A 15,885-nucleotide genomic window follows, 5' to 3' on the forward strand; every position below is an offset into this window, starting at 1 on the left:
ATTCCTATCATCCCAATATACACCATTTACAGCGGCATGAAGAAGATAGGACTTATAGCAGATACTCATAATTATCTCGATCCGCAAATTAGCGATTTTTTTTCTGATCGGGATGAAATTTGGCATGCAGGAGATTTTGGAAGCATTCACATTGCAGAGGCTCTTCGGGAAGTTGCCCCTGTAATTGGTGTTTATGGCAATATTGATGGAAGAGACATCAGGGATGTTTATCCACTACATCAACGGTTTAATTGTGAGGGAATTGATGTTTGGATGACTCATATAGGTGGGATTCCCGGCCGTTATTGTATTCCTATTCGAGAAGAGATAGAAAAAAACACTCCGGATTTATTTATTTGTGGTCATTCACATATTCTGAAAATTGCGAGAGATCAATCCTTAAACAAAATGCTCTATATGAACCCCGGCGCTGCTGGTAAACATGGCTTCCAGGTTTATAGAACGATTGTCCGTTTCTCCATTAACCAAGGCAAGATTCAGGATGTGGAGGTTATCAACCTTGGAAGAGTGGGTGATTGATTAAAGCTTTAATCACACTTTAATGGGTTTACTAAATCTATATTCTTTTAGCATGGCAAAACTTTTACTTATTGTAATAGTTATTCTTGCCGGTTGTAATAGAGAAGTATATCATTTTGAATCTATTTCCAGTGATATCAGTCAGGTAACTTTTCAAAATAATGTCACAGAAACACGCTCCAACAATATTTTAAATAACGAATATTTTTATAACGGTGCGGGTATAGGAGTCGCAGACTTTGATAAAGATGGATATCCGGATCTTTATTTTGCCGGTAATCAGGTAAAAAACCGGATGTACCTCAATAAGGGAGATTTTGTTTTTGAAGATATCACTGAAAGTGTGAAAGTAGAGGGAAAAGAAGAAAAGTGGTATAGCGGGGTTTCTGTGGTAGACATTAATATGGATGGCTGGCCAGATGTATACTTATCAGTAACCGGTTCAAAAGACGCGGCTCTTCGGAAAAATGAACTTTATATCAATCAGGGACCGGATAACTCTGGAAAAATACAATTTATGGAGATGGCCGGGGAATATGGAATTGATGATTCTTCCTACACAACCCACGCAATATTTACAGATATAGATAGAGATGGGGATCTCGATTTATATCTGCTTGTTGCAGATACGGATCAGGGAATGTCAGCTCTCAGTAACCGGGTAAATATTGATCGCTTATATCGAAATGAAGGAGCCGATTCAACCGGACAAATTATTTATACGGACATCAGCGAAGAAGCCGGAATTACCAAAGCAGGATTCGCTCTTGGTGGATTGGCTACAGATATCAACCAAGATGGATTTGTAGATATTTATGTAGCAAATGATTATATGGACCCTGATTTTTTTTGGATAAACAATGGAGATGGTACATTTACGGATAGAATTTATGAGATGTTTTCGCATACCAGTTTTTCCTCAATGGGAACAGATGCCGCTGATATTGACTGGAATGGGCGTATAGATCTGTTTACACTGGATATGTATCCGGATGTAAATGTGAGGAGGAAAATGATGGCAAATCCAAATAATTACCAGAATTATATAACAAACGGATTTGAAGGAAATGGAGATCAATTTACCAGAAATACATTACAATATAATGTTGGAAGCATTGAAGAGCATGGCATTCCAACTTTTAGTGAAATTGCATGGTTGGCGGGAGTAGAGGCTACAGACTGGAGTTGGGGCTCTCTTTTTTTTGATATGAATAATGATGCCTATTCAGATCTTTTCGTGACTAATGGCATTCCTAAAGATATTACAGATAAAGATTTTTGGAGAGAATATGGCCGTGTTCGTTCTGTAATTTCAGTTGAAAATGCTCTCCGAATGATGTCGGGAGCCAAAATATCCAACAAGGCGTTTGTAAATAATCGGGATCTTACGTTTTCTGATGTTACAAATCCATGGGGATTCAATACAAAAACGTATTCCACAGGAGTTGTCTATGCCGATCTTGATAAAAATGGAGCTATAGATCTCATTGTTCAGAACATCAATCAGCCGGTATCCATTTACAGAAATAATCTTTACCAGAAAGAAAAAGAGAATGCAGAAAATTGGTTAAAACTTTCTTTTGAAGGACCCGAGAACAACTCAATGGGAGTTGGAGCCGTAATTGATGTGTATAGCCAAAAACTGGGGCATCAACGAATAGAGAACACTCCTTACAGAGGCTATTTATCCAGTGTAGATCCGTTGCTGCATATCGGTCTTGGTCAGATTGCAACTGTAGATTCTTTGATTGTAACGTGGCCTATTGGAGAAGAATCATATCAAAACCGATACAAAAATATAGGTTCAAATCAGATTTTAACGATCAGCTTTGATGAAGCTGAACAAGAAAAAAATACCATTAGAACTATCAGTGAACCTTTTTTCAAGAAGGTGGATGATATTACAGGAATTTCCTATCAACACAAGGCTGAATATACCAACGATTTTTATAGCCAACCCTTATTGCCATATAAAATTTCTGATTTTGGCCCGGTGCTGGCTTCCGGAGATATTGATGGAAATGGACTTGAAGATCTCTTTATTGGAGCTACAAGAAACAACGAAGCGGAGATCTATTTTCAACAAGAAGACGGTACATTTATTTCTGCTTTCCTACGTGAATTAGTCGATCACCCGGAACAACTTTCTTTAGGAGAACACACATCCGTTTTGCTGGCAGATTTTGATGGTGATGATTATCCGGACCTTTATTTTGGAACAGTTTCTACATCAGATTATTCATCACCTGCAGAAGCCGAAGACTTTGTTTTTAAAAATAATGGAGATGGCACCTTTACACTTATTCAGCATGCATTTCCTTATCCCAATATCCAGGTAACCTCAGTAGTAGAAGAGGCTGATTATAACAACGATGGACTCCCAGATTTATTTATTGGTGGAGGGTACTTGCCAGATCAATATCCAATGAATACTCCAAATAAACTTTTTATCAATCGATCTGACACCAGCACTCTTCGATTTGAAGAAGACACGACACGAATGACATCCGCATTGTCTCAAACGGGAACGGTTTTGGATGCCGTTTGGCTGGATTTTAATCACGATGAAGTACTTGATTTAGTGGTGGCGGGAGAATGGATGAGAGTGAGTTTTTTTGAAAATCAGCAGGAAGGCTTTGTAGATGTGACGGATAAAGTGGCACCAGCATCTCAACCAGGAATGTGGAAACATTTGCAAAAGGCCGACCTTAATGGTGATGGTTTGATGGATCTTTTTGCAGGAAATCATGGGCTCAATTCACTTTATTCCGGCACTTCCAATGAACCAGTTTCTATTTATTATGGAGATTTATTTGCGGATAATTTTTTTGAAGCGTTACCAACGGTTTTTTTAAAAGATACGTCCGGACAAAAACATGAATATCCTGCGCATTATTTTGAGGATGTTAGACGGCTAATTCCTGGCTTGGCAAATCGGTATGCTACGTACAGAGAATTTGGAGAAACAACGATAGAAGAGCTTTTAAGAGATAGTAACTCTACACAAAAAATAATCACTGATTCTAAAAGTGTAGTTTGGCTGCAAAATAAGACCGGTCAGTTTCATTATTTTCCTCTGCCAAAAGAGGCACAATTTGGTCCGGTTTATGATTCCCTTGCAAAAGACTTTACCAAGAATGGAAACATAGATATTCTTCTTATTGGTAACCAAACTGGGGTCGATTTGCAGCTCGGATCAAATAGTCAGTTGAAACTATTACTCTATGAGGGGGATGGTAACGGATCTTTTTCTACTGTTCCGCTAAAAAAAAGTGGTTTAAGTCTGCAAACGGATGATCTTCGATCACTTATTACTATGAAAATCGATACTAGTAGAAAGATCATTATTTCCCGTCAAAATGGAAAACTGGAGATCTTTGAGTTTTAGAAATGATCTTTATTCTTCAGGAACTCGTCAATTCCATTTATTTTATGAAGTTTAACGTTCAAAGCAGTTCCACTCTGAGTTTATTCAAAATCATCTTATAATGGGTTTTAGTTTCGATGATTAAAGCTGAATTCAATTTATTTGAAGTGCACATAAATGATACTCCTCAAAATTGAGCTAGGCTGATTGCTCAGATCAGCGAGCAATATGCGGCGCCATTTCTTAAAGATTACTGTAACTGACTGTAGGGAATAGCGGTCTATTCGGTGGTTTTGCGTAGCGGTAAGATTTAATGGGAGATACTTGATTAGATGTCGAAATGAAGCCTTTTCAATATGAATACGTTTGTAAATGCTTATTATCCAATGTATAGCAATATGTTACAAGGCTTTATAACACGCTATACTTTAAAAGTATATTATGAAGAATATAACTTCTTTATTTTATTGTTTTTCAATCCATTTCCTCTGTGTTTTACAATTTTTAAAAGTGAATAATGTCTTTTAAAACCGCTTTTTTAACTGATTAAAAAACTTTTTTTATTTCTTTTAAAATTGGAAGCGCTTCTTTATAATTGACTCGAACCACATGTAAAAAATGTAAATAGTGAGACAAGCATGTACGTTAAAAAAAGAGCATGATGGCTTTTAATGCTTCAATATTTTTCCGTTAAAGCAATTCCTCTCTATTTACATACTCGTCCGCTTGTTTTGTTAGCGGAATTTTATAATCCAATAACCTCAACCATAACCACAACTATTGATATGAACGATACAAAACTATGGGTACATCTGTCTATACATAAATATATAGACAGATTTGTGTATTTGTCTTTCCAGAAAAAACCTTTTTGGAGAGTAAGTTCAGTGCTTTTTACTGCATTAACTATCTGTTTTTCCGTGGCCATAACCCAAAGTTATGCTCAGAATTTGGAAATCAGCGGTCAAGTAATTGATGCTAACTCCGGGGAAGCCCTTCCAGGTGTGAATATTCTCATTGTTGGTACTGATGATGGAACAATAACTAATGTTGACGGAGAATATTCTATCTCTGCACCTGAAGACGGATCTTTGCGATTTACATTTATTGGATATAAGCCGATCACAATACCAATAAGTGGTAGATCAACAATTGATGTAGAAATGGAACAAGACATAATCAGTGGCGATGAGCTATTAGTTATTGGTTATAGTGTACAGGAACGAAGGGATATGACAGGCTCTATTTCAGTAGTTGATATGGATCAATTTGAGACCAGAGCTGTAACCGGTGATATGGTTTCGAAACAACTGCAGGGTATGGCTTCAGGAGTTTCGGTTGTATCATCTGGCCAGCCGGGAGAGACACCAGACATCCGGATTCGCGGAATTAATACGTTTGGCAACAATGCACCTCTTGTAGTTATAGACGGCGTGCCTGGGAATATGAATAATTTGAATTCAAATGATATTGAGTCCATTCAGGTTCTTAAGGATGCTTCTTCTGCATCGATTTATGGAGCACGAGCTGCCAATGGTGTAATTGTTATTACCACCAAAAAAGGTGGAGGAAGTGTACAGGTAAATTATAGTGGCACCTACGGAGTAGATTGGCAAGGAAGGGACAACCCATGGGATATTGCTTCACCACAAGATCATGCAAATTTGGTTTGGACAGCCCAACAAAATTCAGGTCAAACGCCAAGTCATGTCTTATACGGGAACGGTTCGAATCCCACACTTCCGGATTTTATATCACCAGCTGGCGCAAGTGAAGCAGATGTCAATCTTGATAGTTATTATTTGATACCCGAGTATACAGATCCAGCAATGTTGGGAACATTTAATCAGTTAACACGAGCAAATAAAGAAGGGACCGACTGGTTTAATGAAATTTTTAGACCTGCAGCGACAATGCAGCATAATATTTCTGTAAATGGCGGTAGCGAAATTGGGAACTTTTTGTTTTCAGTTAATTATTTGGATCAGGAAGGAACGTTAAAGTATAACTTCCGCGATCGGGTAACTTTACGTGCAAATACGTCTTTTAATTTAGGAGAAAATTTTAGAATTGGAGAGAATCTTTCGTATTCAGTTTCGGAATCTCCCACGGTTGCTGCTCTAACGGAAGGCAGTTCTATTGGTTTTTCATACAGAATACAGCCTATCGTTCCTGTTTATGATATTGCAGGAAACTTCGGTGGGCAAGCAGGGGCAAGTCTTGGAAATGCAGCAAATCCTGTAGCTATGATGTATAGAACTCGGAATAACGAATCACAAACTAGAAATTTGTTCGGAAATGTTTTTGCTGAATGGGATTTTCTCGAAAATGTTATGGTACGAACCAGTTTTGGAGGAGAATTATGGGGTTGGGAGTCCAAAAGCATCAACTATCCCTCCTATGAAGAACAAGAGCCCACGACAACAAATGGAATGGATGCAAATTCTGACTCGGGTTATAATTGGACATGGACAAATACACTTCGATATACTCAAACCCTTGATAGGCATGAAATCGAATTACTTGTAGGCGCTGAGGCACAACAAGAAGGAGGGAATGCAAGAAGGGCAAATGTACAAGGATTTTTCTCTCTTGATCCCAATTATGTTAGCCTCTCCACCGGTTCGGGAACTCCTGTTGTAAGTGGGTGGGAATGGCAAAGTTCCTTACTGTCATTTTTTACTCGCCTGGATTACATTTTCAATGACAGATATATTGTTGGAGCCACCATTCGTCGCGATGGTTCTTCAAGATTTGCGAATAATCAGTGGGGTTGGTTTCCTGCAGTAAGTGTAGGTTGGAGAATAAGTCAGGAAAACTTTATGCAGGATATAGATTGGCTTACGGATCTTAAATTGATTGCTGGTTATGGAGTAATGGGTAATCAGATTAATGTTGATCCTGCCAATGCATTTACGCTTTTCACTAGTGATCAAGGAAACTCTTTTTATGCTATAGACGGTAGCAATTCAAGTCCTTCAGAAGGGTTTCGGCTTGATAGGATTGGTAACCCAGATGCTGAATGGGAGCGTAATGTAACAGCAAATATAGGTATTGAAGCCAGTCTTTTTAATGATCAACTTCAAACGAGCATTGAATATTACTGGAAAGATGTTACGGATCTTCTCTATAACCCAGAACTAATTGGAACTTTTGGAGTAGCTTCTCAGCCCTATGTAAATGTTGGGAATATGACAAATCGTGGATTAGATATGAGTTTGTCAACAAATGGCGGGTCAATTGGTGGTCTGCAATATAATGCAACGTTGACTTTCACTTCATACAATAATGAAATTGTCAAAATATCTAATGACGCAGACTTCTTTGATCAAGAAACCCGAAGATTTGGTGTGCCATTTATCAGGAATCAGGTTGGTGAGTCGATTTCCTCATTCTATGGATATGACATCGAGGGATTTTGGCAAGATCAGGGCGAAATTGATCAGACAAATTCTGCTGTAGTTCAACAAACAGGAAATTCAGAGGCTGTCTATCAATCAGATATGGCTGTTGGAAGATTCCGCTATAAAGATGTGAACGGTGATGGTCAGATTACACCGGATGATCGTACGTTCCTTGGAAATCCTAATCCAGATTTTACATATGGTTTGAATCTGGGATTAAACTATAAAGCCTTTGATCTGAACATGTTCTGGTATGGTTCTCAGGGGAATGATATCTGGAATGGAGTAAAATGGTTTACAGACTTTTATGGCAATTTTAATGGAGCTAAGAGTAATCGCGCTGTAAATGATTCCTGGACACCAGAAAATCGAAACGCTCAACTTCCAATTCAAGAAGCGAGTGGGTCATTCAGTTCAGGTGAAGAACCCAATTCTTACTTTGTCGAAGATGGTTCCTATTTGAGATTACGAAGCCTGCAACTGGGGTATACACTACCTGCTGATTTGTTACAGAGAGCAGGCATCCGAAATGTGAGATTATATGTTCAGGGGAATAATTTGATAACCTTTACAGGTTATAATGGCCCCGATCCCGAAATTGGATTTTTCAGTGGGGATGGTGGAGGTGGTTCCACCAATTTTGGAATTGATGAAGGGCAGTATCCAACTCCCAAACAGTTCCTTTTCGGAATCAATATCTCAATTTGATCGAGAATAATTTTAAAATTATATAGCGAAGACTATGAAAAACCAAAAATATACTTATATAGTAGCACCTATAATAATTGCAGTACTGTTATTTTATGGCTGCGAGGATTTCCTAAGCGTACCTGCCAAAGGATCCTTAGGCGAAGAGGTTTTAGCGAATACTCAGGGAGTTGAGACCTCACTTTTAGGAGCATATGCCGCTCTTGACGGGGCCGGATTAGGATATAATGCGTGGGAAACTTCTCCTCATAATTGGGTTTATGGAAGTGTAGTAGGAGGGGATGCCCATAAAGGAAGCGAACCCGCAGATCAGGCTCCCATTAATGAAATGATGGCAGGAAACTTTATTCCTACATCTTCATTCTTCAATAATAAATGGAAAGCTCTTTATGAAGGAATAAGTAGAGCAAATGCTACTCTATCTCTACTGGAACAGGTAGAAGACATGTCGGAGGATCAAATTGCAAGAGCAAGAGGTGAAGCCCGTTTTTTGCGAGGACACTATTATTTTGAACTTCGGAAAATGTTCAACAAAGTTCCTTGGATTGACGAAACCACAGAAGATCTGAACCAACCAAATGATTCGGAAATTTGGCCAAATATTGAAGCTGATTTTCAATATGCATTCGATAATTTACCAGAAACCCATGGTGAACGGGGACGGGTAAATAGATGGGCTGCTGCTGCCTATTTAGCAAGAACATATGTCTATCAGGAAAAATGGAATGAGGCCAAATCGTTGTATGATCAGATAATTCCCAATGGGGTAACAAGTCAAGGGGTTTCATATGATCTTGCAAATGGGTTTTGGGATAATTGGAATCCCGGCATGGAAGATGGATTGCCCGAGGCAGTCTTTTCTATAGAACAAGTGGCCAATGATGGTACGGGAGGCATTAATAATGCAAATTTTGGTATGATGTTAAATTTTCCCCAAGATGCCTCTACCTTTCGTTGCTGCGGTTTTTATTCCCCAACCCAGGATCTTGTGAACTCTTATCGTACTCAAGACGGCTTACCTTTAATTGATGGGTATAATAATGAAATAGTAAAAAATGATCTTGGCGTAACCTCAAGTCAACAATTTGATATGTATGGCGGGGAACTTGATCCCAGACTTGACTGGACGGTTGGCCGTAGAGGAGTTCCATATCATGATTGGGGCCCTTTCCCCGGACAAAGATGGGTTCGTGATCAGAATTTCGGTGGGCCATATTATGCAAAGAAAAATATCTATTGGAAATCGCAAGAGGCCCAATATGCAGATAATCGATCCTGGGCTCCGGGAACAGCAATTAATATCCCTGTTATTCGGTTTGCGGACGTATTATTAATGGCGGCTGAAGCAGAAGTTGAAACTGGTTCTTTAGAACAAGCGCAAACCTATGTAAATCGCGTCAGAGAGCGTGCTTCCAGACCGGAATCATGGGTTGATAATGATTTGAATAGGGGCTTTGCTAGCGCTGTTGTGAACAATGAGTCTGAAATGCTTACTACAGAAGTAGAAGCTGGTGAATGGGTGGTTCGCGAAGATACTGGTACAACTTTTACATTCATCGGAGGTGATCCAGGTAATATTAGTAGCTGGAATGAATATTCTGAACCAAATTATAATATTTCTCAATATACAATACCTTGGTCAGACACTAATACAGCCAGAGAAGCGGTTCGATTTGAACGAAAACTCGAGTTAGCCATGGAAGGGCATAGATTCTTCGACCTTGTAAGATGGGGAGTTGCTCAAGAAGTGCTATCCGACTTTTATATTTATGAAGGTAGTGTATTCCCTGGTTCTGAATTTGCGAATGGCCAGTTTAGAAATGAATACTATCCAATACCTCAACGTCAGATTGACCTTAGTGAAGGTACATTGCAACAAAACCTCGGGTATTAATTTCTTTATAATTTTTAATTTAGGAATGAAGGCGTGTGTTTTAATACATACGCCTTTTTTTATGACTACGATTCAAAAGGGAGACAGCATTAAATGCTGACTGAATGACCAGCGGAATTCCTCCCCCGGGATGTGTACTTCCACCAACAAGGTATAAATTTTCGAATGTTCTCTCTTTATTTCGTGGCCTTACAAATGCTGATAATTTATTATTAGATGAGGTTCCATAAATACTGCCCTTGTTAGATTTGTATTTTTTAAAAAAGTCATTGGGAGTTATAACCTTTTGGTATTCAATGGATTCTCGCAATTCAATCAGACTTCTTTCTTCCAGGTTTCTGATTAGAAGATCTCTATACGTATTTTCTATTTCGTCCCAATTTTGTTTATTCGTGAGATACGGAGCATTGACTAATACGAACAAATTTGAGCTTCCATTTGGAGCGTCATCAGGATCGGTAGCTGATGTATTTGCTACATATATCGTGGGATCGGTTGGCATAACTTTCCGATCAAAAATGTCCTCAAATTCTCTTTTATAATCATTCGAAAAGAAAATATTATGGTGCTTTAGGGAGGTCCATTTTTTCCTGCAGCCTAATAGCATTACAAATCCTGAGCAAGAAGGCTCAATGGTTTTTTGTCTGCTACGTCTTCGCTTTGATACACTATTCTCCGGCAGAAGATTCAGAAACGTTTCCGTTGCATCCGCATTCGAAAAAAGAAGATCTGTATCAAAAATACTACCGTCGGTCAGTTCAATTGCGGAAACCCTTTTTTCTGTTTGATGAATCGTTTTTACTTCAGCATTAAATCGAAAAGTTGCACCTTGTTTTTCGGCAAGTCTGTGAATCGATTCAGCAATTTTATAGAGCCCGCCTTTCACATAATTACCGCCCTGGTTTAATTCCACATGTGGAATGACATTCAACGTAGCCGGTGCTTTAAAAGGAGAGGAGCCGTTGTATGTTGTAAATCTTTTAAAAAAATTTCGAAGATAGGGCGTTGAAAAATAGCTGTCTACTTTTTTTGAAACACTGGTAAAGGCATCGATCCTGAGTAAATCCATGAAGTTTAGATTGGACAAATCCCGAGCCCTGTAAAGCGGATTAAAGAGGAAAGCATTAGCCGTACGATCGTAAAGTTCTTCGGAATAGTTAAGGAATTTTTGATACGATCCAGCGTCTTTTGGGGCGAAATTCTCTATTTGCTGAATGCTTTTGTCCGGATCTGAATAATTGTCAAATATAACTCCATCAGGATAAAAGTATCTGCATAAGAGATTTAAATCTATAAGAGTGAGATAATTATCAATATCATCCTCACACTCATCAAATAGTTTTTGAAGAACGAAGGGCATTGTAAGGAGGCTGGGGCCCGTATCAAACCGGTAGCCGCCCATTTCAACCTGATTCATTTTTCCGCCCGGCATCGAATTCTTTTCAAAAACCGTTACTTCGTAACCTTTATGGGCAAGGAGGGAGGCAACGGCCAAACCTCCGATTCCGGCACCAATAATGGCTACTTTTTTAGACATTTGTTTGAACCAAAAAAGGTTTTAATGGAACTTTGGTTTGTGAGAATCCCTCAAGTGGAGACTTTCTCTGTGCACCTGGCCACAGTTTCTATGTGATATGTTTGTGGAAACATATCCACAGGTTGAACCTGTTCGATATGGTAGTTGTTTTTTAACTCCTTTAAATCGCGCGCCATTGTGGAAGGATTACAGCTTACATAAACAAGCGTATCCACGGCTAGGTCGGAAAGTTGTTGAACTACATCCGGATGCATACCTGATCGTGGCGGATCGGTAATAATACAATCCGGGCGACCATACTTTTCAAGGAACGGTTCGTTAAAGGTATCCTTCATATCACCCAGAACAAATTCGGTATTCTCTACGGAGTTTTCCCTAGCATTGAATTTGGCATTTTTAATGGCCACATCAACCAGTTCAATCCCAACCGCTTTTTCTACAGAATCAGCCATAAAAAGTGTGAGAGTTCCCACACCACAGTAGAGATCGAAGAGCTTTGAGCCGGATTTTAAATCAGCATATTCTTTCGCCACGGAATATAGTTTTTCTGCTTGGCGTGTATTGGTTTGAAAGAATGCATTCGCATCTATTTTAAATGAATGCTGACCTATATTATCCACAATATAGCCGGGCCCGTAAATCACATTTTCGTACCGGCCAACGGCTGTGGGATTGGGTTGATCATTGATATTATTAATAATCGTTGTGATCTCCGGAAAATTTTCCTGAAGTGCATTCGCCAACGGCTGAATGATATCAGCATCGTCTTTGTAAGTCACAAAATTTACCATCAAATCATCTGTATGATGAGAGGTACGAATGACCAGGTGGCGCATGAAGCCTGTTTTTTCATGAGTATCGAAAGCCGGGATGGAATGCTCTTTGCAATAATTTCGAACAAAGTCCAGAAGTCTATATGAGATCGGATCCTGGAGATGACACTCCCGAAGATTTAAGATCTTGTCATATCGTCCGGGAGCATGAAGGCCGGCTGCAAATCCCGAATCATCTACGAACTTATCAGCCTGGATTTCTTCATCAGACAGCCAACGGCGGGTTCCAAAACTGTATTCCATTTTGTTGCGGTAGTATAAAGACCGGTCACAGCCTATGATCGTTTGAACAATATCGGGATCGAGACCGGCAATTCGCTCCATATGATCGCGCACATGCTGTTCCTTAAACTCAAGCTGTTTTTCGTAAGGAATATGCTGCCATGTACAACCGCCACAAGTACTGGCGTGAGAACAGGTTGGAGTGATTCGAATAGGAGATGGATCTAAAATCTCAAGAACTTTAGCTTCCCGAAACTTTTTCTTCTTGCGAACGATCCGTGCTTCAACCGTATCGCCGGGAGCTGTGCCGGGTACAAACACTGCAATTCCATCGTGTTTGGCAATGCCTTTTCCTTTGAATGCTGTGGACTCAATCTCCAGATTAATAACCTGGCCCTTCTTTAATGACATGAATACTACTCGATTTCTTAGGATTCCTGGTGTTCGTGAAAGAGAATGGAAAAAGCTGTTTTTAGATCCGAACACTCTTTCAGTTTATCAATGCTTTGCTCAAACCGCTTCATTGTTTGAGTAGAAACGGCTTCAAGGAATTTTACTGCGGTTTCTGGATTTCTCTTTTTTAAGGTCTCAAAATCGGGTTTGAAAAAACCCAAAAGCGTGCTTTCGGTGATACATTGTGCGGTTGACATTCGCGGGATTTCATATCCAACCGCCATAATACCAATTTCGGATGGCGCATGAATATCGAGCGTGAATTTTTCATCATCCGATAATTCTGAGTTGCGTGATACAATCAACCTTACAGTCCCTTCTTCAATAAAATACATGCCGGCCCCGGGATCATTCTGATGATAGATGAATTCTCCTTCCTTAAATTTTCTTCGATGGCAGAGCTGCAACAACTCGTATCTTTCAAACGGTGTCAAATCTTTCAACAAATTGGATTTGAATACGATGTTGCCTTGATTCCGCATTTTTTTAAAATCACTTTTCTTAAACATACCTGATAGATTTAAAATGAATGGCCAATTCCAAAACTAAAATATGCAGCCCGATTATTAAACCAGCCTTCTTCCAGGTCGTGAACCCTGAATGTTAAATCGAATCGGGCGACTATATACTCCCAATCGAACCTAAGTCCGAAACCCGAACCCACTGCAATCTGCTTATAAAAGGAATCTAAGTAAAATTTACCATCATTGAGCAGTTCTATATTTTCTTCACTTCGGAAGGTGTTTTCTGGTCCGTACCAAACATTCCCGGCATCGGTATGCCAGGCAGCCATCCAATTGGCGCCTAATACGTTACGCATGATTGTGTGTCGGAACTCTTTAAAAAGAGCCAGTTTGATTTCACCGCCGGGAATGCTCACTTCGTCGGGACTGATACTGCCAGGCCCAAGTCGAAACGGATTCCATCCGCGAATATCGTTACTGCCGCCGGCAAAAAAGCGTCGGTTTAACGGAATCGTTTCACTGCCTCCGTAAGGATGGGCAATTCCGACAAATCCACGGATGGCAAAAACAGTGTTTGGCGAGAGCGGAAAATATCGCCGATAATCTGCCGAGAGTTTGATAAATCGACTATATGCTAATTCATTGGTCGAAATGCCGAAAGGCGAGGGAATGGCACCTTCAATGGTTCCCGGGGTTACTATAAAACGGTCAATCGTATGGGGAACGTTTCCGGCAATTGCGATGGAATATTCGAAAAAATAACCGTAATCCCGTTGAATGAGATCTGTGTTCTGGCTTCTGAGAGTATACCTTAAAATGGACGAAAACTGGGGTTCGAAATCCTGTTGAATGCGCAAAAGTTCAATTGATCCCTCACCAAATTCATCAATCAGATTTAGACGGAATTGAGACGACGGTGTTGTATCCACTACGTCCAGTTCAATGAGATCAAGAAAACTAATCAGTCTTGGTGAATGTCTGAACTCATAGCGAAGATTAAACCGAATATCCGAATTGATATCAAAATAAAGTTGATTGGACTGGCTATACGACAATGTATATCGTGTTCGGGCACTTTCGATGAAATCAGCATCCGTCAAAAAAACGAATGGAAAATTGAGTCTGGGTACAGAATATTCGGCACGAACTTCATAGCTCTGGAAAATTTCTGAACCGGTTGATGTTCGCCTTCCGGAGCTGTCTTCCGGGGCAATTTCGCTGAGAGTCCGTGCGGAAACAAACTCAAAATTTGTATTGATCCCAAGTGTAAAACTTTCAGAACGGCCAAAAAGATTGTTGTTGTTATAATTTGCTCCGACACCGGTTCCGAATCCATATCGTTTCATTCCGAAAAATTCCATTCGTAAAGAATGTTTTGGGAGAGTTTGAAGGCTGAAATGTACCGGGATATCCGTTTGAGTATAGTCGGGGAGCGAGTTTTCTTCACTCAAACCAAATCTGTCAATAACCATATTTCCAAGATTCTGGAAAGAATTGATGGTTTGGAGATAGGCGGATTGATCGAAAGTAGCACCGGGGGTAAAACGGATTTGTTCTGTGAGAAGACTGAATTTAGACTGAGCTGAATCTTCTTTTCTCATGTAAATGGTATATCCCGGTTCAGTATGGGGTGGACCTTCGGCTGTGGTAGAGTCATCAAACACTTCTTCGCTGTCTGGTCCGCGAAGGTCAATGTGTACATCGCCGAACCTGAAAATTTCTCCGGGATTAACTGCAAAAAGAACATCCAGTTGTTGAGGGGCGTTTTCTTGCTCTTTGACCAAAGCCCGAACTGAATCCCGGGAGACGGAAGCATAGCCGTTATTTTTCAAAAAATCGATGATACGCGTCTGTTCTTCGCGTAATTGCTGCGCCCGATAATTGTCATTAAAAACAAATGTAGAATCGTTTAATCTTTCACCCTCAAAAACACTTTGTCTATAGAAGTTCTCGAGTTTTCCTTCTTGTTGGAATTCAGGTAGTCCGGTAAAAGACACCGTTTGTATATAAGACGCCTCGCCCTCATCAATCAGGAAGGATACTTCAAACCGGTTTTGGCTGTACTCAACGATTGTAGTATCAACGCTTACATCGAAATAGCCAAGGTTCTCGTAATAAACCTCAATTCTATTGATGTCGTTAGCAACCACAGCACGATCCAGCAGAGCCGGTTCTTCTCCAACTCCAAACCATCTGTTAAAGTAATACCATGGCGTAAACCTGGGAATCCCTAGGAATTCCCGGTTAGTACGCGTTCTTACAAGTGTTTGCAGTGTGGTATTGGAGACGTTTTCGTTTCCTGTAAACCGTACAATCCGTACAACCTCATTTTCTCCATCAGAAGAGCCTTCGCCCTGTTGGCCTGTATTTTGAGCATTTGCCAAACAGGGTAAAAGAATCAAAAACAGCAGGCAAAGGAATAGCGGTAAGAAATTTCTCACGCAATCAGATTAATAGTGTCAA

The 15,885-nt window shown here is 39.9% G+C and carries 8 protein-coding genes; 4 read left to right on the forward strand and 4 right to left on the reverse strand.

Annotated features, from left to right (window positions below; translation table 11 throughout):
- Positions 1–36 precede the first annotated feature (36 nt).
- The 4 genes from L0B18_RS11355 (at position 37) to L0B18_RS11370 (ending at position 9,913) form a co-directional block, all read left to right on the forward strand.
- Positions 37–540 carry a metallophosphoesterase family protein gene (locus tag L0B18_RS11355; protein WP_234571895.1) on the forward strand — a complete coding sequence of 168 codons (504 nt, stop codon included), beginning with the start codon at positions 37–39 and terminating at the stop codon, positions 538–540.
- A 52-nt stretch (positions 541–592) separates the two neighbouring features.
- Positions 593–3,928, forward strand: a complete 3,336-nt coding sequence (locus tag L0B18_RS11360) for an FG-GAP-like repeat-containing protein (protein WP_234571896.1) — start codon at positions 593–595, stop codon at positions 3,926–3,928.
- Between the two features lie 764 nt (positions 3,929–4,692).
- Positions 4,693–8,019, forward strand: coding sequence for a SusC/RagA family TonB-linked outer membrane protein (locus L0B18_RS11365; protein ID WP_234571897.1), 3,327 nt, complete (start codon positions 4,693–4,695; stop codon positions 8,017–8,019).
- Between the two features lie 34 nt (positions 8,020–8,053).
- Positions 8,054–9,913 carry a RagB/SusD family nutrient uptake outer membrane protein gene (locus L0B18_RS11370; RefSeq protein WP_234571898.1) on the forward strand — a complete coding sequence of 620 codons (1,860 nt, stop codon included), beginning with the start codon at positions 8,054–8,056 and terminating at the stop codon, positions 9,911–9,913.
- 40 nt (positions 9,914–9,953) lie between these two features.
- On the opposite strand, the gene L0B18_RS11375 is transcribed toward L0B18_RS11370, so the two are convergent.
- Genes L0B18_RS11375 through L0B18_RS11390 form a run of 4 tightly spaced genes read right to left on the reverse strand, consistent with a single transcriptional unit; the run spans position 9,954 to position 15,863 of the window.
- Complete coding sequence (locus L0B18_RS11375) at positions 9,954–11,450, reverse strand: phytoene desaturase family protein (protein ID WP_234571899.1); 1,497 nt, start codon at positions 11,448–11,450, stop codon at positions 9,954–9,956.
- A gap of 50 nt (positions 11,451–11,500) precedes the next feature.
- Positions 11,501–12,916 carry a 23S rRNA (uracil(1939)-C(5))-methyltransferase RlmD gene (gene rlmD, locus L0B18_RS11380; RefSeq protein ID WP_234571900.1) on the reverse strand — a complete coding sequence of 472 codons (1,416 nt, stop codon included), beginning with the start codon at positions 12,914–12,916 and terminating at the stop codon, positions 11,501–11,503.
- 17 nt (positions 12,917–12,933) lie between these two features.
- Positions 12,934–13,467, reverse strand: coding sequence for a cyclic nucleotide-binding domain-containing protein (locus L0B18_RS11385; protein WP_234571901.1), 534 nt, complete (start codon positions 13,465–13,467; stop codon positions 12,934–12,936).
- A gap of 11 nt (positions 13,468–13,478) precedes the next feature.
- Positions 13,479–15,863, reverse strand: a complete 2,385-nt coding sequence (locus L0B18_RS11390) for a BamA/TamA family outer membrane protein (protein ID WP_234571902.1) — start codon at positions 15,861–15,863, stop codon at positions 13,479–13,481.
- Positions 15,864–15,885: the final 22 nt, after the last annotated feature.

This window comes from Rhodohalobacter sp. 614A, from assembly GCF_021462415.1.
Classification (GTDB): Bacteria; Bacteroidota; Rhodothermia; order Balneolales; family Balneolaceae; genus Rhodohalobacter.

Coding starts and splice junctions, on each gene's coding strand:
- L0B18_RS11385 (WP_234571901.1), bottom strand. CDS start 13,467: ATGTTTAAGAAAAGTGATTTTAAAAAAATGCGGAATCAAGGCAACATC.
- L0B18_RS11365 (WP_234571897.1), top strand. CDS start 4,693: ATGAACGATACAAAACTATGGGTACATCTGTCTATACATAAATATATA.
- rlmD (WP_234571900.1), bottom strand. CDS start 12,916: ATGTCATTAAAGAAGGGCCAGGTTATTAATCTGGAGATTGAGTCCACA.
- L0B18_RS11355 (WP_234571895.1), top strand. CDS start 37: ATGAAGAAGATAGGACTTATAGCAGATACTCATAATTATCTCGATCCG.
- L0B18_RS11370 (WP_234571898.1), top strand. CDS start 8,054: ATGAAAAACCAAAAATATACTTATATAGTAGCACCTATAATAATTGCA.
- L0B18_RS11375 (WP_234571899.1), bottom strand. CDS start 11,450: ATGTCTAAAAAAGTAGCCATTATTGGTGCCGGAATCGGAGGTTTGGCC.
- L0B18_RS11360 (WP_234571896.1), top strand. CDS start 593: ATGGCAAAACTTTTACTTATTGTAATAGTTATTCTTGCCGGTTGTAAT.